At 65.2% G+C, this 21,092-nt stretch carries 20 protein-coding genes and 1 pseudogene; all 21 read right to left on the bottom strand.

Annotation, left to right across the window (positions count from 1 at the left end; all coding sequences use genetic code 11):
• Positions 1-16: 16 nt before the first annotated feature.
• The 21 genes and pseudogenes from AMB_RS09620 to AMB_RS09525 all read right to left on the bottom strand — a co-directional run bounded on the left by AMB_RS09620 (position 17) and on the right by AMB_RS09525 (position 21,082).
• Positions 17-874 (bottom strand): hypothetical protein, encoded by an 858-nt coding sequence (locus AMB_RS09620; protein ID WP_011384309.1) that lies wholly within the window; start codon positions 872-874, stop codon positions 17-19.
• A 70-nt stretch (positions 875-944) separates the two neighbouring features.
• Positions 945-3,080, bottom strand: a complete 2,136-nt coding sequence (locus tag AMB_RS09615) for an ATP-binding protein (RefSeq protein WP_011384308.1) — start codon at positions 3,078-3,080, stop codon at positions 945-947.
• Positions 3,077-3,586 (bottom strand): aspartyl/asparaginyl beta-hydroxylase domain-containing protein, encoded by a 510-nt coding sequence (locus tag AMB_RS09610; RefSeq protein WP_148207367.1) that lies wholly within the window; start codon positions 3,584-3,586, stop codon positions 3,077-3,079. The genes AMB_RS09615 and AMB_RS09610 overlap by 4 nt, the downstream gene beginning before the upstream one ends.
• Before the next feature lie 14 nt (positions 3,587-3,600).
• Positions 3,601-4,221, bottom strand: coding sequence for a hypothetical protein (locus AMB_RS09605; RefSeq protein WP_011384306.1), 621 nt, complete (start codon positions 4,219-4,221; stop codon positions 3,601-3,603).
• A gap of 2 nt (positions 4,222-4,223) precedes the next feature.
• Positions 4,224-7,616 (bottom strand): hypothetical protein, encoded by a 3,393-nt coding sequence (locus tag AMB_RS24355; RefSeq protein WP_050750678.1) that lies wholly within the window; start codon positions 7,614-7,616, stop codon positions 4,224-4,226.
• Positions 7,617-7,630: 14 nt separating this feature from the next.
• Entirely contained in the window at positions 7,631-8,455 is an 825-nt protein-coding gene (locus AMB_RS09595) for a hypothetical protein (RefSeq protein ID WP_011384304.1), read from the bottom strand.
• 9 nt (positions 8,456-8,464) lie between these two features.
• Positions 8,465-9,433: a phage tail protein gene (locus AMB_RS09590; RefSeq protein WP_011384303.1), complete on the bottom strand. Its 969-nt coding sequence runs from the start codon at positions 9,431-9,433 to the stop codon at positions 8,465-8,467.
• Positions 9,430-10,527 (bottom strand): hypothetical protein, encoded by a 1,098-nt coding sequence (locus tag AMB_RS09585; RefSeq protein WP_011384302.1) that lies wholly within the window; start codon positions 10,525-10,527, stop codon positions 9,430-9,432. The genes AMB_RS09590 and AMB_RS09585 overlap by 4 nt, the downstream gene beginning before the upstream one ends.
• Positions 10,528-10,534: 7 nt before the next feature.
• A complete protein-coding gene (locus AMB_RS09580) occupies positions 10,535-13,615 on the bottom strand; it encodes a putative baseplate assembly protein (RefSeq protein ID WP_011384301.1) in 3,081 nt (1,026 codons plus the stop codon).
• A 1-nt stretch (position 13,616) separates the two neighbouring features.
• Positions 13,617-13,805: a hypothetical protein gene (locus tag AMB_RS09575; RefSeq protein ID WP_011384300.1), complete on the bottom strand. Its 189-nt coding sequence runs from the start codon at positions 13,803-13,805 to the stop codon at positions 13,617-13,619.
• Positions 13,806-13,816: 11 nt separating this feature from the next.
• A complete protein-coding gene (locus AMB_RS09570; RefSeq protein WP_011384299.1) occupies positions 13,817-14,227 on the bottom strand; it encodes a GPW/gp25 family protein in 411 nt (136 codons plus the stop codon).
• A 6-nt stretch (positions 14,228-14,233) separates the two neighbouring features.
• Complete coding sequence (locus AMB_RS09565) at positions 14,234-14,647, bottom strand: PAAR domain-containing protein (protein ID WP_011384298.1); 414 nt, start codon at positions 14,645-14,647, stop codon at positions 14,234-14,236.
• Positions 14,648-14,671: 24 nt separating this feature from the next.
• Entirely contained in the window at positions 14,672-15,298 is a 627-nt protein-coding gene (locus AMB_RS09560) for a phage baseplate assembly protein V (protein WP_011384297.1), read from the bottom strand.
• Positions 15,295-16,338, bottom strand: a complete 1,044-nt coding sequence (locus tag AMB_RS09555; protein WP_011384296.1) for a phage late control D family protein — start codon at positions 16,336-16,338, stop codon at positions 15,295-15,297. The genes AMB_RS09560 and AMB_RS09555 overlap by 4 nt, the downstream gene beginning before the upstream one ends.
• A complete protein-coding gene (locus AMB_RS09550; RefSeq protein WP_011384295.1) occupies positions 16,331-17,020 on the bottom strand; it encodes a hypothetical protein in 690 nt (229 codons plus the stop codon). Before AMB_RS09550 ends, AMB_RS09555 begins: the two co-directional genes overlap by 8 nt.
• The gene (locus AMB_RS09545) at positions 17,020-18,024 is read right to left on the bottom strand and encodes a hypothetical protein (RefSeq protein ID WP_011384294.1); all 1,005 of its coding nucleotides are present in this window, start codon (positions 18,022-18,024) and stop codon (positions 17,020-17,022) included. The genes AMB_RS09550 and AMB_RS09545 overlap by 1 nt, the downstream gene beginning before the upstream one ends.
• Positions 18,021-18,470: a phage tail protein gene (locus AMB_RS09540; protein WP_043744050.1), complete on the bottom strand. Its 450-nt coding sequence runs from the start codon at positions 18,468-18,470 to the stop codon at positions 18,021-18,023. The genes AMB_RS09545 and AMB_RS09540 overlap by 4 nt, the downstream gene beginning before the upstream one ends.
• A 7-nt stretch (positions 18,471-18,477) precedes the next feature.
• Positions 18,478-18,639 (bottom strand): annotated as a pseudogene (locus tag AMB_RS26985) (DUF6760 family protein); the annotation flags it as partial.
• A gap of 26 nt (positions 18,640-18,665) precedes the next feature.
• The gene (locus tag AMB_RS09535; RefSeq protein WP_011384291.1) at positions 18,666-18,995 is read right to left on the bottom strand and encodes a hypothetical protein; all 330 of its coding nucleotides are present in this window, start codon (positions 18,993-18,995) and stop codon (positions 18,666-18,668) included.
• Between the two features lie 25 nt (positions 18,996-19,020).
• The gene (locus tag AMB_RS09530; RefSeq protein WP_011384290.1) at positions 19,021-19,464 is read right to left on the bottom strand and encodes a phage tail protein; all 444 of its coding nucleotides are present in this window, start codon (positions 19,462-19,464) and stop codon (positions 19,021-19,023) included.
• A 22-nt stretch (positions 19,465-19,486) separates the two neighbouring features.
• Positions 19,487-21,082 (bottom strand): phage tail sheath family protein, encoded by a 1,596-nt coding sequence (locus AMB_RS09525; protein ID WP_011384289.1) that lies wholly within the window; start codon positions 21,080-21,082, stop codon positions 19,487-19,489.
• Between the last annotated feature and the right edge of the window lie 10 nt (positions 21,083-21,092).

Below are 21,092 nucleotides of genomic sequence, written 5' to 3'. Positions count from 1 at the left end.
TCTCCGGCGGGACGGGTCAGAGAAAGGTCTTGACCTGGTTGAACAGGGTCTGGCGATCGCCGATGAAGGCGTTGTAGTCAGCCGCCCCCCTGAATGCGGTGCTGGGGGGATCGACCAGATCCTTGAAGGTGGGATTGGGCTTGCCCTCCCCCTTCCCGGCCAGCTTGCCCCCGGAAGCGCTCCCCGTGCTCTTCCACCCCGATGTGGCGAACGGGTGCATGTTCATCAGCCTGTTGATGGCGTCGCGAACCCCGATCATGTCCGGCAAGGCCTTGAGGAGTTCGATCTGAACATAAGCGTAATCGGCGGCGTAATCGGCCTCGAGCCGGGCGATTCTAGCCGCGATTTGCGTCGAATAGCCCGTCGGCGGCGCCTCGGCGGCGATCAGGGTCTTGAGGGTCCCCGGTGCCGGGACTTGGCTGTTGAACAGGGCCTGGGCATCAGCCTTGGCCTTGGCCTTGATCAGGGCGGCCATGGTCACGCGGTGGGCCACCGTGTGCGGCCCCTGCTTGGCCCGCGTCAACTGATTGCCCGGCTTGGTGTGGGTGTAGGTGTAGAAGGTGGGAACCCGCGAATACCGCTTGGGGAGCCCCTTGCCCGCGAAGGTCTTGTGGTAGGCCGTGGCCCCCGCCTGGGTGGCATGGACGGTAAACGGGTCATACTCGGAAAACCAGCGGCCCGCCCGGTGCTTGTTGACCTTGGCCGCGCTCTTCCTGGTCTTCTTCTTGACGGCAACCCGCTGGATGACCGATGCGCCGGAGTAGCGATAGCTTCCCATGGCGGTGGCACCCGGCGCGGCCGAAACCGCGGGCGGCGCGGCGGAAACCGCGGGCGGCGCGGCCGAAACCGGCGATCTGGTGGCATAGGCGAACATCGGCGGCCCCCCGGCGGTATCTGACAATTATTAGTCAATACTATGACTGAGTCCATGCATAATTTGCTTGCTAATCATCACCGATAAGCTCGAAACCGGGGAAAATTTTCCCTATTTTCTCGTATTCGCATTCGCAGGCGTACCGGATATGGTCCATAGTGATGGGCTGATCCTGGCTGGCGGCCTGGAAGGCGGCGGCCAGGGCGACACTCTTGATGTTGCCGCCGCTGAGGGCCAGGGCCTCGGCCAGTGGCGCCAGAACCACCCCGGGATCCATGGGTGCCGCCGCCGGAAAGGCCTTTTGCCACAGCCGCAGCCGTTCCTCGGGACCGGGAAAGGGAAACTCGATGATGAAGCGGAAGCGCCGCGTGAACGCCTGGTCGAGGTTCTTGAGAAGATTGGTCGACAGGATCACCGTCCCGGCATAGCGCTCGACCCGCTGCAGCAGGTAGCCGGTCTGCAGATTGGCGTAGCGATCGTGAGAGTCCTTGGTTTCGGTGCGCCGGGCGAACAGGCTTTCCGCCTCGTCGAAGAACAGCACCACGTTCATGGCCTCGGCCTGATCGAACAGCTGGGCCAGATGCTTCTCGGTCTCGCCGATATATTTGCTGAGCACGCTGGACAGATCGACCTTGTAAAGGCTGAGCCCCAGCTCGTTGGCGATGACCGAAGCGGCCATGGTCTTGCCGGTCCCCGAGGGACCATGGAACAGGACGCACAGGCCCAGGGGATTGTCGGTCAGGGCGTCGAACCCCCATTGATCGATCACCCGATGGCGTTGGCGCACCTGGACCAGGATCAGGTCGAGGGCCTGGCGGGTGGTGGCGGCCAGGACGATGTCGTCGAAACGATAGCGGCTCCTCACCTCCTGGGCCACGCTCAGTCCGCTGGACTGGCCCTGATCGTGGGCGGCCTGGGCCAGCAGGGTGTCCACCGGCTGGTCGGTCAGGACCGCCCGGCTGGCGGCGTCCCGGACCGCCATCTCGATCTGGTGCGCCGACAGGGGCGCCGTCTCCGCCAGCCGATCCACTACCTCGGAAGCCACCGTCAAGCCCTGGGCGGCGCAGTGGGCCTGCCAGACCGCCAGACGCAGCGCGGCATCGGGCGGCTCGAGCCGGATCACCGCCGGCAGCACCGGATGGGCGGCAAAGCCCAGGATCTGCGCCGTCAGCCGTGACACCGGGCCGTTGATCACCGCGGTCTGACGCTGACTGGCCAGAATGGTCTGCAGCACCGCCTGCAACAGCGACTCGTCATCCTGCTCGCGGATCAGCCACTGGCTGTTGTCCAGCACCAGGGCGTGGTTGCACAGCAAGGCGTCACGGCACAAGACCCGCAGACGGCCCAGCACCGCGTCGAGCGGGCGGCCGTCCTGGGCCATGCGCAGCAATTCGCGCCCATCCACGCGCAGCCCGGTCAGCCCCACTTCGGCCAGGCTGGCGGAACAGAGCTGTTCCAGCAGGACCTTGTCCTGTCCCTGGGCCAGCAGGACAAAACCCCGAGGATGGGAATCGGGGGCCTGCCACAGGGACAGCAGGCGCTCCATGGCGGAGCGCGTAGCGGTCATCAGCGGCAACTGGTCCAGGGCAGGCGCCGGAGCCAATGTCTCCAAGGGATGGTCGAGGTGCGGCTGGGGCGCGGCCTCGGCCCGCAGATAGGCCGCGATCAACGGCGACAGGCGCAGATCCGGCGCGAAGGGCGTGACGGAATGGGCGGCCGCATCCGGCGCGCTCTCGAGAAACTCCCACTGGCGCAGCGGCGCGTCGGCGGCCAAGGCCCGATGGGCCACCGGCCGCCCCACGACGGCGGCGAAGGTCCGCAAGGGCAGGTAGCCCGCATTCTCAGCTCCCCCCAGCTGAGCCAGAACGGCGCCGTACCGCTGATCCAGCGACGGCAGCAGGGCCAGCAGCAAGATGGTCTGCTCCGCCCGATCCAACTGAAACAGCGACGACAGATGAATCCAGGGAATGAAGTGCCCGGCCTCCATGGTTGCCGCCGAGCGTCGGCGCAACGAGGTCCATCCCGCTTCGATCCGCTCGGTCAGGTCCTGATCGGATGGGCCGGCGGCCCGGGCCAGACGCTCCAGCGGATCGTTGCCTCCGGTCTCGGTCACGGCTCTGAGGGCCTGCTCCAGCACCAGATTGCCCCAGGCGGCAAGCGCGCCCAGAAACTCCTCCACCTCGGAAAACGCTTCCGGATCGCTCATGGCAAGGCATCCCCGGACGGACAGGCCGATTTCGAAATGTCCACCAGCAGCACGGTGCGGGGCTGGCTGCCAAGGTTCCAGGCTTCGTGCATCACCGTATCGTCGAAAGCCAGGCACTGCCCGGCCTGCCACGACAGGGTGTCGCCGCCGACCTTAAGGCCGCAGCCCGGCGGAACCTCCAGTCCCAGATGCACCCGCCACACCTGGTCGGTATAGCCCTGGTGGGGAAGAATACGCGTCCCCGGCAGCAGACGCGAAAACCCGGCATTGACCAGCCCCGGCAGGGTCCGCAACATCATGGTGGTTCGGGGGCAGAACAGGCAGTTCTCGAGAACCTCCCGTCCCTGGACCACCAGTCCATGCACCACCCAGCCGCGGGTATAAAGCGCCGTTTCCGGCCAGGGGACGAAGTCATCGTCGGGCAAGGCCCGACATTCCGCCAGAATCTGCGGAAAGTGGCCGCTGAGAACCGCGCAGTGGGGCAGTTGAGCGGGTGCCGGAGACATCACGAGCCCCTCCCTCACCAATACAGCAGCCAGCGGTGGTCGACGAACAGGCCGTGCCCCTGGAGGGTGATGCGCTCGTCGCACATGCCGGTGCAGGCCAGCACCGCCCGATGGGGACTCTGGCCATCGTGAATCACCATCTCGCCCTCACGGTAGGGCAGGAAACGGGCATCCTCTCCCTCCATCACCGTCAGCCCAGCCTCGGGAGGCAGGCTGATGGGCAGGGTGAAGGTCAGCAGCGGCGGCACCGGGTCCAGGTATTGGGGAAAGGCATCACGATGCTGCAGATCGCAATGCAGGCTGGCGACCGGCAAACCGAACGCCGGATGAGGCTGGTAGATATGAAAGCCGGGCAGAGCCGCCTGGGTGTCGACCAGTTCGGTCGGCTGGCCCAGGTGGCGGGCGAGACCCGCACGCGCCGCTTCGAGCAGATCGCCGAAATGGCGGCGCAGCAGCCGGTTGGCGTCTTGGCTGTCATGGCTCCCCTTGTTCCGGTCCAGATAGGCCGCCCGCCCCAAGGTGAAGAACGGCACCACCGGATGACGCCGGGTCCAATGGCGGCGCAGCAGCAGCACCCGGCAGCTCCAGTCGAGGCAGGCCTGGTCGCTCAACAGGGGCAGACGGGTGACCTCCATGCTCAGGTCGCCTCCCGAGTGTCGGTCTCGCCGCCCACCTCCTGGGTGCCATCCCCCACCAGCCGCGACAGGGCCTTCTTGAGCACGCGGTTCTGCTTGGCGGTGAACGGCTGTCCCAGCACCGTTTCCATATTGCCGAGAAACGTCTGGATGTTCTTGTCGATCAGGCTCAGATCGCGGCGGCTGCCCGGGGTGGCATTGATAGCGATCAGGGCGCGAACGCCATCCTCGAGCATCTTCTTCTGGGCATCATCGAAGGTCTTGCCCGTGGTCTTGGCGAAGGTGGCGATCAGGGCGTCGAGATCGCCATCCTCCACGCTGTTGTCCACCGGCGTGCCGGGAGGCTGGGCCGAGCAGACGATTTTTTGCAATTGATCGACGAAGGTCTGACGATCCCGGGCGTCGGCGCTCATCTTGGTGGCGTCGCCCAGAACCTGGGTCAGATCCTCCACCCGCGACCGGATCGCCTGCTCCGCCGCCTGGATGGAATAGGTGCCGGACAGACCCGACATCATGCCGGCCAGATTGCTCTGGAAAGGATGGGGGGGCGCGGCGGAGGCGTCGTATAGCGCCGGAGCCGCCGCCGCCGCCTGCCCTCCCAGCGGCCACCAGTAGAAGGTGACATTGGCCAACGGCACCGGCGGAGCCCCCATCAGCGTCAGGGTCCAGGTCTCCCCCTTGCGGACCGGCAGGACCAGCGTCCCCAAGACCGGCAGGGTGACGGTGACGTCGCCCCCTTTCTTGCTGGAAGCGATGGTGTAGCGAACCGTCGCCGAGGTGGCATACAAGGTGACGCCGCCCGACGTGGTGCCTTCCAGCAGACCGGCATATTGCGGCACCTGCTGCTGGAAGATGCCGATATTGGCGATCACCACCCCGTCCGTGGAGACCGGGGTGGATTGGCTGAAGATCCGGATATATTCGTCCTTGGTGTCGTGGGCCGTCATGTCGGCCTGGGAGTATGGGGTGGGCGCGCCCAGGGCCTGCACCATTCCGGTCAAGGTCACCAGCCCCTGATTGCTGGTGGCAAGGCCGGGCACCGTCATCTGATCCGCCGCCAGGGCGCCGGCCGTGACCGCCCCGGTCACCGTCGCGTCGGTCTCCACCTGGAGCGGACCGCCGGCAATCTGCAATGCCGGTGTGTTGGCGGGAGTCTGGCTGCCGCCGATGGTCGCGGTTTCGGAAACCGTCAGGGTGTCGACCGACAATTGATCGAAATGCGCTTCGCCGGAGAAATTGGTGGCCCCGGTGACCTGCAGCGCGTATTGGCTGCTGACTGCGCTTAGGGGCGTATTGATCGCCACGGTGTTGATGCAATCGGCGCTGCCTATCGGCTGCGGGCCGTTGGCGACCACCAGCATCGCCGTGGCCTTGTCGTCGGACACCATGCCGCTGGTGTCCACAAACTGTCCGATCAGACTGGGCCGAACCATATAGGCCGACAGGTTGGCCTTGTACTTGCCCATGTCCGAGGCCGCCACCAGGGTCACCTGGGCCTGAGAGTCCACCGACTGGACCCGGCAGCCAATTTCGGCGCCCTTGATGGGGTTCACCTGGGGAATGCCCAGGTAACTTCCCTGCTTGGCCTCGGTCAGGAATTTGGTCTTGGCCCCCTGGATTCGGGTGCCGTTGCTGGTGATGGTGCCCGTCCCGGAGGGAGGAGTAGCGCCGGTGTCAGTGGGGTTGACGTTGACCTGATAGTCGCTGTCGATGACGCGCTGGGGCAATTGCTTGTCGAGGACCAGCTCGGTGTCGCTGATGACCTGGACGACCTGGCAGTACATGTGATCCAGGATGCCGACGGTGATGAAGTCACCCTTGTTGACCTGCGACAGGAACTGGGTCTGGGAGCCGCTCAGCGTATAGGTGGTCGTCGCGGCGGGCGTGCCGGTGCCTCCGGTCCCTCCCGCCGCGGATTTGAGGGTGACCAGGCCGTAGCCGACGAAGGCGGAACCGCTGCCCACGGTCAGGGAGGCGCTGGGCGATTGCTGTTTGATGCCCACATTGCCCGCGGCGTAATAGATCGCGCTGTTGGCGGCGGCCACGTCGACCTTGGTCCAGTAGCTGAGAATGGGCAGGTTCGCCAGCTTCGACCCATTGCCTTCGAACGATTGGGCCTTGACCGTTCCCCCGGCCACGACCTGCCCCTCGACCGTCAGCGAGCCGGCCTGAATCTCTCCCGCGACTTCCAGGCTGGCCTGGCTCAGGAACTTGTCGGCAAGGCCGATGCCGACGCGACGGTCCCTGGAGATGGTCAGGGCATTCAGTCCCTGTGTCGTCGTGCCTTTGGGCTGGGACGGAACCCCCAGGCCGATGGAGCCGTCGCGATCGATCTTCAGCAGGTCGACGCTCTGGGACAGATCCAGCCCCAAGGGCGAGGAGAAACGGGCCAGAGCCCAGCGCACATAGGAATAAGAATGAGGCGTGGTCAGATTGGGCGTGAAGGGCGTGTCCAGCTGGTATTGGTTGGGATTATCGGTCAGCGCCGCAATTCTGACGATGGGCGGCACCGGTTGCTTGGCGCTCAGGGAAATGGTCGGAGCAATGGCGTCCCCGGGCTGAAGCGGCGGCGAGATGGGATCGCTCAGGGTCAGCAGGGTTCCATTGGAGGTCAAGGTCCCCTTGCCCTCGAACATGATCGACGACACCTGGAGATTGGCCTGCGGATGATCGAGGCCGATGCCCAGATTGCCCCTGGTCGTCAGCTGCCCCTGGAATTGGGCGCGGTCCGCCTCGACCTCCAGGTAATTGCCGTTGCCGTCGGTCTCGCGACGGGCGCTCAGCGACACGGTGGTGACGTCGACGACGCTGCGGTCGCCCAGGGGCAGCAAAGTGGCTCCGATGCCGCTGCCCTCGGTCACCAGGTCAAGGGTTCCGAAGCGCCCCGAGACATAGCGCCGCTCGTACCGCCCCGCCTTGTAGCTGAGGGTATTGATGGTTCCCTGCGACGAGAAATTGACCACCGCCAGCAAAATGTTCAGCGCCTCGTCGGTCATGGTGCGCGAATAGGCCAGCAAGGGCTGCTGAACGATACGCTTGAAGCCGGGAACGCCGCCCGTCGTGGTGAAATCGGCGTAGGCGTCGTAATAGGCGATCGTCAGGAAATACATGGCGCCCGGCTCGGCATCCTCCATCACCACCACCTGGGGCTCGGTCAGGACGATCTCCTGCCCCAGCCCATTGATGGCCATGCCGGCTCCGACCCTGACCTGGCGCGACTGGCTGCCGGTCTGCCAATAGACCTGCAGACCGCTGGCGATGCCATAGGTGTGCAAACCCCGATTGAGGACGGCCAGCATTTCCATGTGATAGCGCTGCTCGCACTGGAAATCGTCGGTCAGCAGGGCTTCCCCCGCGAAATAATTGGGGCGGGCGACAGGGGGGCGATCGGTCATGAGTGGGCTTCCGTTCACAACAATGCCAGCCAATGAAGCGAGACCGCCTCGGCTTTTTCCGCATCCGTGGCCGCGGTGACGGCGGCCACGGTCAGGGCGAACTGGCTGGTGGTGATGGCCGCCACCGACGTGGCCAGGGGCCGTGACCCCAAGGCGGTGATGAACACGCGGGGCGGTCCGGTGAAGGCCGGAATTCCATCGGGACGGAAGGACACCGTCTGGGTGATGGATTGACCGGCCTTGGCCAGCGCGGAACCGGGAACCGAGACGTTTCCTTCCAACGGCAAGCTGTTGGCGGATACTCCCGCGGTCATGGAATCGGTCATCAGGGTCGGGGTGGAGGGAGTTCCTCCGGCCAGGCGGCTGCGCACCGGCGAAGGGATGCTGACGACCGAGGTGACGACGCCGTTGTTGTCCAGGGTGACCTGCCCCACCACCAGTCCGGCCAACGGCGTTCCGGTGGTCAGACCCACCTGGGCCGCGGCGTTGAAGGTGGTGACCGACGGCGAGGGCGCGGGCGGCGACGGCATGAACAGATAGATGTAGCTGGGCGAGGCTTGCGTGACGGGAACCGTGTAAGTGATCCCGCCGCTGGGCACGATCAGGAAATTGCCGGCCTCGTCCAGGCCCGCCCCGGTGGCCACCATGATGGTGTTGCCGCCGACGGCGCTGCAGGTCAGCCCGGTCAGGATGCCGCCGGTATAGAGCAGCTGGGTCTGCAGGGTGATCCAGTTGATGAAGTAGTTCTGCTCCTCGGCCATGATCCCGCTGGTCAGGAACATGCCGTCGGAATAGATGGGGCGACAGGCGAAGGTGTTGGGAATGACGGGCGTTACCATGGGCGCATCCTAGCTGCCGAGAAGGGTGTTTTGGCCCAGGAGCGGTGGCGCCTGGTCATTGAGTTCGATGCCGGGGTGGACCGTCAGACGGTAGAAGGTGCCGGCCGGCTTGGCCGCGTCCAACAGCAGGCGCAGCTTTCCGATCAGCACCAGGACGGTCTGGATCGCCTGGGCGGTCAGAACGAAGGCCGGATCGGCGGCGGTGGGCAGAACCACCGTCACGTCGAACCGCCAGGGCGCGTAGCCCGAAACCAGCGGCATGACCTGGGTGGCGGTGTCCTGCACCATGAAGGTGGCGCCGGGCTTCACGGTGTCGGTCACGCTCACCCCGGGCGGCTGGGGATTGAGCACGGTGACCGTGACCTGGCCGGTGTGGGTAACGGTGCCGCCGTCGCGGTCCATGGTCACGTAGGTCACCGTCAGGGGAAGATCCAGCAGCAGATTGACCAGAAAGCCCAGTCCCTGCGGCGTCCCCCGCAGCCGATAGAGCGCCATGATCCGGGCGATGACCGTGCGGCGCTTGTCGATATCCCAGGTTTCCTCGACGGTCAGGTCGACCATCGCCCCCAGCCACGCCAGAAACCGGTTCAGCCAGTCCTGGAACGCGCTCAACGCGTCCGGCGGAGGGGGCGCGGGACTGGTGGCGGCATTGACCGGCGCGGTCACCACCGGGACGTCGATATAGCTGTTGAACTCGGTCAGGAGCGCTGTCCGCACCGCGGCGGTGGCGCCGGAAATGGGGGGAATGAAGGTGGTCTGGTCGCCGGGGAACAGAAAGCTGAAACGCGGATAGAACAGATTGCCCACCACCTCGGCCGCCAGCAGTTGCTGGATCCCCTTGCGCCCCGACAGCTGGCTGTCATCCAGCCCGGTCAGAATCTTCTGAAAGATGCTGACGAACTGCCCCATGAAGGGGTCGTTCTGACGATTGTAGATCGCCGGCAGGTAGCGCAGGAACTGGCCCGGTCCCAGGCTCATGATCCGACTTCCTGGGCGAACAGATCAAGACAACGCAGCAAGGGCAGCCCGGCATAGATCATCGCCGGAGGAGTCTGAGGCAGATCGGCGATCAGGGTGGTGGCGCCCAGTTGCGCCGTCTTCGACAAGATCGCCGTGGGGGCATAGCTCAAATCCATCCGGGCCAGGGTCTGCACTCCGGGAATGGCGGCGATCAGATGGCGCAGGTTGGCCACGGAGGGCGGCTGGTCGTAAACCCAGTCGGCTCCGGGTTGAAAGAAGTCGAACAGGGCCGAGGACAGGGCCGCCAGCACCACGCTGGCCCGGGCATGGGGCTGGCACACCACCCGGACCGTCATGGTGATGGGGGTCAAGGTCGCTCCCACCACGCTGACCCGGTTTCCCAGCAGCACCCGGGGCGCCAGATAGGTGGTGACCGTCGCCAGCAGCTTGGTCAGCGCCGCCGTGGCGGAGGCACCGGCCGGCTGCAGCATCAGCAGGTTGCGCAGGCCGCCCTGGGCGTCGGGAGCCTTGGGATTGGCGCAGGATGGGCGCTGATAGACGGGCGTGGCATCGTCCAGAATATGGACGACGGTCTGCTGGTCATCGACCAGGGCATCGGCCCGCCGCACCAGCGCCGGAGGTGGCTTGACCGGGGGCTGCTGGGCGATGACCTGGTTGGTTTCCATGGCCAGTTGCTCCACGTCCGGGCCGGTCAGGGCCAGATAGGGCGCGCGCCGAAAGGTCAGCACCGCCGCCTGCAGCGCCTCGCGATCCAGGGGCGCGCCCTGCTCCATCCGGGCCAGCACGGCCTGCAGCGCCAGAAAGGCGAAATCGTTCTGCTTCACCGCCGCGACGGAATAGTCGGTGGTGTCGGTACTGTTGGCCAGCCCCAGGCACAGCCGCAGCATGTTCTGCCAGGTCTCGAGCGGAATGGCGTTGGTCTGGTACAGGAGGGATTCGCCCACCCAGCACAGCATCTCCAGCACGGTGATGCCGGGATCGGATTCGTTGAAATCGGTCCAGAGCGGCGTGAACATGGGGATGCGCCGCATCAGCTCGGCCAGCAGCTGCTGGGCGGAGACGGTGTCGAGGTTGGGCAGTTCGAAGGCCATGTCCGGTCTAGGCTCCGTAGACCAGCACGCTGATGGCGCCCGCCGCCGCCACCTGGGTCGGAGTCATGACCACGCTGCCGTTGTCGCGGCCGTCGACGGTCAGGGCCAGGACACTCTCCACCAGAGGACTGCGACGCAGGGCGCGATCGATGGCGGCGGCCGTGACCGCTTCTCCAAAGGCCCAGCCCTCCCCGTCCGTCCCCCCCAGAACCGGCTGCAGAAAATCGGTCAGCAGTTGGACCAGCTGGTCCTGCACCGCATTGCGCTGGTCCGAGGGGCAGGTGCTCTTGACCTGGGCCATCACGTCCACGGTGCGGTAATCGGGATTGGTCGCCTCGATGCCGCCGGCCAGGGGCGCCAGACAGCGCTGGCGCACATAGGTCTGCACCAGGGTGAGCAAGGCCGGATCGGCATAGGGCTGCGGCGTGGCCGCCTGCGCCAGAACGCTCAGCCGAATTCCGTGGCCGGGGCTGTCGGTCGCCCGAGCCCGGCACACCTGGGGCGAGGCCTCGGCGGCCAGGGGGCCGAAATCAGACAGCTGCACCACCCGGTTGTTGGCCTTCAGCACGGCGGGGCCGGTCCGATCCACATGATCCACGGTGTCGCCATCCACCCCTCCCCGGGCGGGCGCCGGATTGGTCACCGCCGAGATGTCGGCGATGGAGGGCTTGAGCACCGTCAGCGTCCCGGCCGGGACATTTCCGGCCAGTCCCTGGGTGGTGTCGTAGGTGGCGACGATATTGTTGTGGCCGCCCGGCGGAATCATGCCGTTGCGGCCATCGCCGAAGGTGATCAGTCCGTTGGCGCTGTCGAGGATGTAAGCCCGGTCGCCCGGGCCGCAATAGGCGAAGGTCTCGACCATGGTCCAGACCCGGGTTACCGGCTGGGCGTCGCTGGCGCCCTGGGCGCTGTCGTCCTCGGCCAGGCTGGAGGCGGCAAACAGGGCCTGGGACCGTTCGGCCACCGCCGCGCTCTGATCCACCGGGGCCAGGCTGCGCGGCTCGGTCACCGTCACCACCTGTCCGGCCAGCACCGGGCTGTAGGAGAACTGGAAACTCTGCGACGGGCGCTCGGTGCTCGACCCCAAGACGTCGTCGATCACATGGGTGCGGTTTCCCGCGCTGACGCTGTTGGGCGCCAGGGCGGCAATCCGCACCGTCCGCCATGGATGGCTGTTGTCGATGCGCAGCCAGAAGGCCGTCTGCGAAAACAGAACGGTGGCCGACATGGTGGTCGGCAGGGTGAAGCTGACGATCCCCGACCGGGTCAGGCCATCGGTTCCGTCATCCACCGACAGCGGTTGCCATGCCTCTCCGTCATGGCTCCACCAGGTGGGGACCGGCCCGGTGGCCGTGGTCTCCTGGGCGATGTCGAAAAACAGGGTCAAGGTCCGCCCCAGGCAGGACTGGGCGAAATCGGCCGGATCGAACCCCAGCAACACGCTGGCGCAATTCAGGTCCACCGGCTTGTAGGGCCGGAACAGGAAGCGCGTCAGGGTGAAGTTGTTGTAGGTCCAGAACTGGCTGGGACGGGCTATGTACTCGTAGCCCAGGCTGGCGCGGACGATGAAGGGCGGATCATAGGTGGACGGCGTGTAGGTATAGGAGAAATTCACGCCCTCGACGGTGTTGAGGTAGGTGCTGACCGCCGCTTTCTGCTCGGGGAGAAGAATTTCGTCGGGCACCGCGTTGATGACCACCGACACCGGCTGGGTGACGATGGTGCCCATGGCGCCATAGCCCCCCTCGGCGATCACCACGCGAATCCACAGCCCCTGCTCGCCGGCCACGGTGGTGGGAGTCATGGTCGGGCACAGGAACTGAACCGTGCCCACCGGCTGGCCGGACTGGCCGCGCAGCTGGTTGGTGTCGTCGCGGAACTGGTGCTGGCTGCAATCGGTCGGCGACGCGTTGAAGCTTTGCCATTGGCCATCGCCCCAGTACTGCCACAGCAGTTGGACGGGGTAGTCGATGGTGACCGGCTGCAGCGTCAGCGTCAGGGTGATCATCGCCCCCTGGCGGGCAAAGATGGAATCGCTGCGCAGATAGAAGGCGTCATTGAGGGCCGGACTCTGCCCGAAGGGATAGGCGCCGTTGGCGATATCCAGTTGCTGGGTGCCATCGGCGGCCATGTCCACGCCGATTCCATCGCCGGTCAGCCGGCAGGTGGCTCCGGTGATCACCGGCAACTGGCGCGACAGCGCCTTGACCACGCGCATCAACGGCCCGGGATGAACCATCAGCCAATAGAGCGGCGACCCCCGTTCATCGTCGGGAGGCGCATCCTGCTGTCCGGGGGGCAGTCCGCCGGCACCGTAAAGCTCTGCCTGCACCTCGGCCAAAGAGCGCGGCGCGGCCGCGGGCAACTCGGTCAGGGTGATGGTCAGGCGGGTGAACTCGGAATTGCTCTCACAGGTGGATTTCAGCGGCGTCAGCGCGCCGTCGGTCCATTGCTGGAAGAATTCCGGGTAGAGCTGGGCACCGGTCAGGGTCACCGACAGCCCCTGCAGCGCGCTGTCGGGTTTGAACAGCAGGGAATCGCCCATCAGGAACCAATGCGGCAGGGGCTGTTCCGCCGGATCGGTCTCGGTGGCCACGAACAGGGGCGCGGTCTGGCCCGCTCCCAACAGCCCCAGGACGTCCACGAACTGATCCTGGGGCGGAAGCAGAGCCAGGACGGCGATGATTTGGGCCGGAATCACCATCAGATCGCGATCGGTCTGGAAGCGGATGCTTTGACCGGGGGAATTGACCACGGCGCTTTCGGCCGGGACCAGCCGGGGCGGCTGGCCCTGGCGCAGGGCGAAGGACAGCACGGCGCGGGCCTGGACCGGGCTGCGCAGCGGCTGGGCCAGAAACTGGTACAGCGCCAGCCGGCGCTGATGGGGAACGCCGTTCTCCATGCCGGCCATGTATCCGGCCATCAGGGAGAACAGCTTCAGCATCACCAGTCCCGGATCCAGGGGGACGGTGGCATCCAGGTTTTCGGGCCAGTAGCGGCTCCAGTCCTGGCAATAGCTTTTGGCCAGGGTTACCGACTGGTCGTAGAAGGTATCGAAATCCCGAAAATCCAGGACCGGATCGGCCATCTCACTCTTCCTGCGCGACCGTTTCCTCGAGCACCTGGATCGCTCCGGCCAGACGCAGCATGGTGGCCTCCAGATCGCGGCGGCGCTGTTCCAGCGCCGTCATCTGCTCCTGACCGGTGCGGTATTCGCGTCTCAGTTCCTCGAGGCGGCGCTCGAGCGTCTCCCGAAGCGATGGCTTGGTGTCGGTCATGGGGATGGCTCCTATTTAAGAAAGAAGGGATAGACCAGGTTGTCCGGCCGGTTGCGGTCCCGGATCAGGTAGTCGACCGAGATGTTCAGGCACTGGCGGTCGGACGGCGGGATGGTGGCGGTCACCGTCACCACTTGGATGCGCGGCTCCCATTGCTCCAGCGCCTGGCGGACGTAAAGCTGGGCCAGACTGCTGGTGGCGGCGTTGCCGGCGGCGAACAGCAGTTCGTTGATGCGACAGCCGAACTGGGGCCGCATCACCCGTTCTCCCGGCGCGGTCTGCAAAATGATCAGGATCGCCTGACGGATGTCGACGTCATCGGCGGCGAACGGAAGCGTCCCGGCCACCGGAATGACCGGAAAGGCCCAGCCGCGGCCGAGAAAGTCGCCTCCCGAGACGGTGGTGGACGGAGGAGCGGCCATGGCTCCCTACCCGATCCGGACGGTGGCCAGACCGGTCACCACCACCTGCGGCGGCGGAGCCTGGGGGCCGGCGGGAGGAATATCGTGGCAGGTCTCGCAGAAATCGGTGGCCCGTGCCGCGGCCTTGCCGTTGATCTTCACCGTGAAGCTTCCCATCACCACCCGCCCCAGATTGGTGGGAGGAACCTGGAACATGCCGGAGGTGGGAATATGCGGCGGCAGATTGGTGGCCATGGACCCCACGGTGGCCGCGGGGCGGCTGTTGATGCGCACGGTGGGGCTGGTGTTCATGGTGATCTTGCCATTGAAGGGAAAGGGTTGGGGCGTGGGGACCGGCCCCCCCGGAGACGGCACCAGGACGATGTGGATGTCGGCGGCGTTGACGATGCTGTCACCCAGCTTGGCGGCAGGAAGTCCCATGTTCGTTCCCCTTGGCGGTGCGGCTCAGTTCAGATCGATCATGGTGGCGGACAGCTTCAGGCTCTGGCCGCCGGTGAGCTTCATGGTGGCGCTGCTCATGTCCAGCTTGACCGACCCGGATGTGGTGGCGATGGATACGGACTCGCCGGTGATGGTGACCTTGCCCTTGGCCTTGATGGTCACGGCCCCCTGGCTGTCGACGGTAATGGCGTTGTTGGCGGTGTCGATCTGGACCTTGTTCTGCTTTTCATCGATCAGGGTGAGCTGACCGCTGGACGAATCGTCGAAGAGCAGCAGCTTGCCCTTCTTGGTCTTGATCTCGCGCACGTCCTGCTGCTGCTTGTCGGGAACCGGCGGTTTCAGCACCCCGTTCCACAGAAATCCCAGCACATAGGGCTGGTCGGGGTTGCCGTCGCCAAAGGCGACCAGGGCGCTGTCGCCATTCTGGGGCAGGAAGAACGCGCCATAATCGGGGCCGGCGCAAAAGCTCATGATCTGGAGCCAATCGGATTCGATCGTCTGGCCGCTGACCACGAAACGGACGCGGATACGGCCCATGCCCTTGGGATCGTTGGTGGCGGACACTTGGGCGACGGTCACGCCCAGGGCCAGGTCCTGAAGCCGGGGGCGGTCGATGGCGGGAGTGTTCATGCGCCGCTTCTCCTCAGACGGACATCGGTGGCATAGCCCTGGGTGTCGCCGTAGGTGTGGGTGCTGGAGACGATGTAATAGATCCCGTCGAAGCGCTGGCTGAGGCCGCTCAGCTTGACATTGGACCCGGCCACCAGGTCGGGATCGCCCACCAGACTGGCGCTGCCCTCGATGAAGCGGTTCAGGTTGGCCTGGTATTGCGCATCGGCGACCACCTGCAACGCCTCGACGCTGGTGATGCTCAGCTGTTCGATCGAGACGGCTGAATCCGGGAAATCACCGGCCATCTGATAGCCGTTTTCCCGGCCCCCCATGCGCTCCTGCACGCTGCCGGACCGCGAGGTGGCGCTGATGGGCTTGTTGGTGGCGGGATCGAAACTGTGCACCGTGACGCTGCTGCCTTGGGTGGGGATGCGCAGATCCAGGTCGATGCTGTCCAGGTCACGGGGAAAGGTCAGGGTCTTGACCGGGCTTTTGCCCTCGCCCGATGGGCGGAAGATCAAGGTGGTGCCGTCCATCAGCAGCTCGTGGTTGATCTGCGCCGCCCGCTTCAGCAGAAACTGGTAGTTGTTCTGCTGGCGCTGCTGGACATAGACGTTGATCTCGGTCCCGCTGCCCTGGGCATTGACGGAGAGGCCGGCAGAGCGGGCGACCTGGATGACGATGTCGTTGTCGGACAGATTTTCGAACACCTTGGTACTGGTGCCGAATTGCAGGCGATGCATGCGGTCGAAGCCACGGATGGTGGCGGTGGAATACTCGCCGAAGCGCGGTTCGATGGCGGTGATCTCGCCGACGATCAAGGTCTGCAGCCGCTCGATGCCCATCTTGATGGTGATCTCGTCGCCGGGCTTGAAATAGTCCAGATTGGCCCCCTGCCAGTTGCCGGAGGGCGAAACCATGTTCATGGTGAAGTTGAACATGGCGGGCAGGTTGATCTCGTGCTGGACCTCGACGGTCACGATCGAGGCCACCAGCGCCATGGGCAGGGGCGATTTCTCGCGCAGGATCGTCATCCCCCCGGTCTGAACCTTAGGCATTGCCCCCTCCCTCGGCGCCGAAACGCTTGGCCTGACGGTAGACCGGACCGGCGGGATCGAAATCATCGGCATGGGTGTCGACGATCACCAGGGTCCGGCCGATATCGGTGCGGCGAGGGAAGTTCAGGGGATCATAGATGTCGTTCTCGGCGGCGATCAGCCGCCAGAGGGAGGAATCGCCCAAGGTGGTCTGGGCGATCAGATACAGCCGGTCGTTTTCCGCCACGGTCCACAGCTGGCGGCAATTGAAATATCCCCGCGCCTCCAGATCCTGCTGCTCGGTCAGCACGTTCTTGAAGGTGACGGTCAGCTCGGCCCGCACCGGAATGCCCGAGGGCAGGAACATGGTGAATTTCTGTTCCAGCCGGGTGATGATCCCGGTGAACAGGGGGCCGGCCCAGGTGAAGATCACCACCGGCGGCTCCTTGCGCACGCCGGTGCCATAGGTGGGCAGGGTCAGGGCGGCGATGCGGTCGGTGGACTTGCGCACGTCGGTCGCCTGATCGAACGAGTCGAAGAACAGCGTGACCACCAGGTCGTCGGCATTGCTGCGCTGGAACTGGATGTTGGACCCTTCACCCTGAACCACCACCGTCCGATTCAGCGACAGCTCGGTGGGGTTGTACATCACCGGGATTTCCTCGCGGCTGGACTCCACCACGATCTTGGCCTTTTCCAGCATCACTGCCCCCGACGGTAGCGATCGACGCCGTCACGGCGATGAATCGCCCGCGAAATCTGATCGGTCAGCAGCCGGAGCAAATCGGGCGAGCGCAGCGCTTCGCGCAACTCGCCGCGCCAGGGCAGGCTCTGGTTGACGTCATGGATGATCCGGCTTTGGACGTGACGGGTGATCTTGTGGATCTGCTGCTGGATTTCCGGGCCGGTGGAGCGGGCGGCGCGCCGATAGGCCAGAAGCGTGCCCTGGCGCGGCTGATAGAGCGACAGGCCGATGGCCATGGGGTTGGCCTGGGAATTTTGCCCGGGCACGGCCAGGACCAGATAGGTGGCCTGACGGGCGGCAGGCCCTGCGGCCGGCGGTGTCCAAGGCCGGGTCTGGGACTGGCGGTCGGAGAGAAGACCGGCCCGATGCTGGACCGCCGGCGGCGCCAGGGTTCGACTGCGCTGCAGCAGATAATCCCCCACATCGCGGATGGTGGAAAACCACAGGGGAGCGGGCATGCGCGACGGCGGCCGGGACCAGGGCGAGGGCAAGCGCGGCACCCCGGGCGCGACCGGCGGATGAAGGCGATGAGGCCGGGATTGGCGCGGGATGACCTCGCGGTTGACCTCGGTCAGACGGGTCAGCAACCGGACGACGTCCCCTTGCCAGCGCGACGCGGCCGCGACCGGACTGGTCAGAGTGGTGCTGACCTGTCCGGTTCCCGCGCCGGGGCGATGGATGCGCAATTCGACCACGGTGCGCGGCGGCGCCGCCGACGGCGGGGCTGGCCGTGGAGCCGGCCTGGAAGCGGCGATCTTCTGCAGCTGGCCGCGCAGGATCATGTGAATGGTGTGCTGCAACTGCAGCCGGTAGTCCCGCCCCATGGCCGGAGAAAACGCGGGCGGCTGGACCACGGTCAGGGGGGGAGCGCCCTGCCCGTCCAGCCGGTCCAACCCGCCGGCGCGAACGGACAAGGCCGCCAGCAGAGCGCGGGGGACCAGGAGTGTCCGGCCGGCGATCATCGATCGCCCCCGCTTTTGGTGATCCCCTCGTGAACCAACACGAAACGCTGGGTGGCCACCAGGCTTTGGGCGGCATCCAACGCGGGGCCCTGCCATTCCACCGGCCAGGCGTTGAAGAAGTTCCACGATGCTCCCAGCTGGCCCTGGGCATCCTGGAGCGAAATGGTTCCGTTCTTGCGCTTGATCTGCCCTTTGGTGGCGGCTTCGTACCAGGTCCACATGGGATCTTGCAGGGTCAGCCCCGCTTCCAGGGTCAGTTCGGAATAGGTGACCTGACCGCCCAGGCGGTATTCGGTGGTGTTGACCCCGCCCTGCCGCTGGGTGTGGTACTCGATCTTGGATTGCAGGCCGTTGACCGAACTGAAGCCACCCACCTGGATTCCCTCCACCTCCACCACGAAGCGGAAGGTGCGAAAGGGATCTTGGGCGGGACCGGTCGGTGCCATGGTGGGGTCAATCGTCCAGGTTGATGCCGGATTTATGATCGTCGGGGCTCATCGCCTTGTTGATTCGGCTGATCTGCTCGCACCACCGTCGCCGGTCACCATGCTCAATAGCAAGAATATCATCTAATGACCAGTGAAAGTGGTATGCAATGAAGGCTATCTCAGTATAAAGCTGTTCAGATGCCTCGGATACAACTACTTTCCCGGCACGCCGTCGGACTGACCCTCCTCAACAGAACCGTTGATCTGGTTAAAGAACCTCTGAAGGTATTCGAAATCCTGGGCGAACAGGTCCTCGATCACCTTGGTGTTGATCATGTCCAGGGTGCCCAGGCTGACCACGACCCGCGACAAGACGATGATGCTCAGATAGGCGGGGTTGGATTGGACGCGGTGATCCTTGAGCGGCAGGATCTCGTCGGCGGCGGTGGCCAGACGCATCACCCCCTGCTTATGCAGGGTGCCGTCGGAATCCACATAGCCGACCGGCAGGGTGAAGGGGAGTTCGGTCTTGATGCTTGACATGCCAGATCATCCTTGAGCGGGTGAGCTACTTCACGCGGACCATGTAATCCATGGCCAGTTCCAGGGTCTCGACCACCACGTCGCTGCTGGAAGCGTTCAGCCCGGCGGTTTCGTACTTGGTCGGCCAGGCGCTGATGACGTTCCAGCGGCTCTTGTCGGAGCCGTCCGTCCCCATCAGAATCAGCGAGACGTTCTTCTGCGAGCCCTTGCCGTCGGACCCCTGCTTCAGAACCAATTGCTGCCAGTCATAGAGATCCGTGCTGTCGGTCAGCCCCCTTTTCAGGGACAGCCGGCCATAGCTGGACAGGCCCGACAGCGGGCGCTTGTAAATGGGATCGGTCCCTTCCCGATAATCCACGCTGTCGATGGTGATATCGGGAATAGTGGCCTCGGCGAAGGCGGCGATCTGGATGCCGGAGATTTCAATCCGAAATCGAAACCCGCGATAGGGATCGGTCAAAGGTGCCATGGTCGTTCAAGCCTTTCCTATCCTAGTTCCCCGAATCCGGCCCGGCGGTCTTCTGGCTGATGCGGATGACGACGAATTCCGCCGGATAGACCGGAGCGAGCCCGATATCGATGTAGAGATAGCCTTGGGATCGGGTGGCTGCCGGATTGTTGGAGGCGTCGCAGATGACGAAGAAGGCCTCGGCGGCGCTGGCACCGAACAAGCCGCCCTGCTGCCACAGCGTGGTCAGGAAGGCGCTGATGTCGCGGCTGACCGATGACCACAGGGCCTGGTCGTTGGATTCGAAAACCACCCACTGCAGGCTGTTCTTCAGGCTCTGTTCCACATAGATGAACAGCCGCCGCACGCTGACATAGGTCCACTGGGTGTCCTGGCTGACCGTGCGCGCGCCCCAGATGACGTTGCCGTAATTGATCAGGTTGCGGACCGCGTCGATGCCGTTGGGATTGAGCTGGTCCTGATCGGAATCAGACAGCGTCTGAGCCACCGACACCACCGACAGCATGGCGCCGTCATTGACGCCGGCCGGCGACTTGAACACGCCGACATTGCCGTCGGTGTGGGCATAGCGGCCGAGCACCGGACCCGAGGCCGGAATGGGAACCCGGAGGTTGACCAGCGGATTGGTGATCCAGACCCACGGATAGTACATGGCGCCATAGCTGGAATTGATGGCGGGACTGTTGGTGGCCAAGGTTCCCGACTTGAAGGAGACGATGTCTTGCACACTCATCCCCCCCGGGGGATCGATGACGTAGAACAGGCTTTGCAGCGTCTCGCACAACTGCAGGCCGGTATTGATCTGGGCGGCTTGAGTGGCCGTATCGCTGATGCCGGCCCCCGTGACCAGTCCCGCGGTGTCGGGAACCGCCAGCAGGCTCAGCCCCTGGACCGTCTTCAAGGTATTGAGGGCGGCCGGCAGCGTGTTGTCCCAGCCGACGCCGCCGGTCAGCGGCTTGGGAGAGCCGGTATTGCTGGGACGGGCGCCGTCCACCGCCCCCACCCGCAGGAACATGGAGTTGGAATTGATCCGGTCGGCGAAGCTGGCATTGGCCAGCGTGAAGCCGCTGAAGGTTTCCAGCACGTAATAGGTCTTGGTGCCGGTCGAGGGAATGGCCACCGGGGTCAGGCCGTTCTGGATGACGAAATTCGCCATCATCTGACCGGACAGCGTGGTCGAGGACGTACTGACCGTCGACGAATCCACCACCACCTGCAAGGTGAAGACCGGGGTCGGCGCGGTGCCGGAGGTGGAACTGCCGTTGGTGATGGACACGCAGATGCCGTTGCCCCAGGTGCCGGGGCTGGCGGCATTGATCTGGGTGCCGCCCAGGGTGGTGGTGGCGGCCTTGCCGTTGCCGGGGTCGCTGCGCACCACGTAGCAGGCGGTCCCCCCCTCCAGGAAGAACTCGTAGACCGCCCACGAGACGAAGCTGGACCAGGCGAAGGAGCCGAACTGGCGGACATAGGCATTCCAACTGGTCAGCAGGGTCGGCACATTGGTCGGCCCCTTCTCGGTCAGCCCGACGAAAGCGGCCACCGAGGTCGACACGCCCTGGATGCTCCGCGCGCTAGGCACCTCCTGGATGAATACACCGGGATGGAGATAATTGACCACGCTGCGTCTC

This window comes from Paramagnetospirillum magneticum AMB-1, from assembly GCF_000009985.1.
Lineage (GTDB): Bacteria > Pseudomonadota > Alphaproteobacteria > Rhodospirillales > Magnetospirillaceae > Phaeospirillum > Phaeospirillum magneticum.
Note: the sequence above shows the minus strand (reverse complement) of the source record. Positions and strands in the feature narration are given on the sequence as shown.

Bases quoted from the DNA above. Each gene is read 5' to 3' on its own strand.
- AMB_RS24355 (WP_050750678.1), bottom strand. From the start codon at position 7,616: ATGACCGATCGCCCCCCTGTCGCCCGCCCCAATTATTTCGCGGGGGAA.
- AMB_RS09550 (WP_011384295.1), bottom strand. From the start codon at position 17,020: ATGCTGGAAAAGGCCAAGATCGTGGTGGAGTCCAGCCGCGAGGAAATC.
- AMB_RS09545 (WP_011384294.1), bottom strand. From the start codon at position 18,024: ATGATCGCCGGCCGGACACTCCTGGTCCCCCGCGCTCTGCTGGCGGCC.
- AMB_RS09555 (WP_011384296.1), bottom strand. From the start codon at position 16,338: ATGCCTAAGGTTCAGACCGGGGGGATGACGATCCTGCGCGAGAAATCG.
- AMB_RS09605 (WP_011384306.1), bottom strand. From the start codon at position 4,221: ATGGAGGTCACCCGTCTGCCCCTGTTGAGCGACCAGGCCTGCCTCGAC.
- AMB_RS09580 (WP_011384301.1), bottom strand. From the start codon at position 13,615: ATGGCCGATCCGGTCCTGGATTTTCGGGATTTCGATACCTTCTACGAC.
- AMB_RS09560 (WP_011384297.1), bottom strand. From the start codon at position 15,298: ATGAACACTCCCGCCATCGACCGCCCCCGGCTTCAGGACCTGGCCCTG.
- AMB_RS09585 (WP_011384302.1), bottom strand. From the start codon at position 10,527: ATGGCCTTCGAACTGCCCAACCTCGACACCGTCTCCGCCCAGCAGCTG.
- AMB_RS09615 (WP_011384308.1), bottom strand. From the start codon at position 3,080: ATGAGCGATCCGGAAGCGTTTTCCGAGGTGGAGGAGTTTCTGGGCGCG.
- AMB_RS09535 (WP_011384291.1), bottom strand. From the start codon at position 18,995: ATGTCAAGCATCAAGACCGAACTCCCCTTCACCCTGCCGGTCGGCTAT.
- AMB_RS09575 (WP_011384300.1), bottom strand. From the start codon at position 13,805: ATGACCGACACCAAGCCATCGCTTCGGGAGACGCTCGAGCGCCGCCTC.
- AMB_RS09620 (WP_011384309.1), bottom strand. From the start codon at position 874: ATGTTCGCCTATGCCACCAGATCGCCGGTTTCGGCCGCGCCGCCCGCG.
- AMB_RS09565 (WP_011384298.1), bottom strand. From the start codon at position 14,647: ATGGGACTTCCTGCCGCCAAGCTGGGTGACAGCATCGTCAACGCCGCC.
- AMB_RS09595 (WP_011384304.1), bottom strand. From the start codon at position 8,455: ATGGTAACGCCCGTCATTCCCAACACCTTCGCCTGTCGCCCCATCTAT.
- AMB_RS09540 (WP_043744050.1), bottom strand. From the start codon at position 18,470: ATGGCACCGACCGGTCCCGCCCAAGATCCCTTTCGCACCTTCCGCTTC.
- AMB_RS09530 (WP_011384290.1), bottom strand. From the start codon at position 19,464: ATGGCACCTTTGACCGATCCCTATCGCGGGTTTCGATTTCGGATTGAA.
- AMB_RS09610 (WP_148207367.1), bottom strand. From the start codon at position 3,586: ATGTCTCCGGCACCCGCTCAACTGCCCCACTGCGCGGTTCTCAGCGGC.
- AMB_RS09570 (WP_011384299.1), bottom strand. From the start codon at position 14,227: ATGGCCGCTCCTCCGTCCACCACCGTCTCGGGAGGCGACTTTCTCGGC.
- AMB_RS09590 (WP_011384303.1), bottom strand. From the start codon at position 9,433: ATGAGCCTGGGACCGGGCCAGTTCCTGCGCTACCTGCCGGCGATCTAC.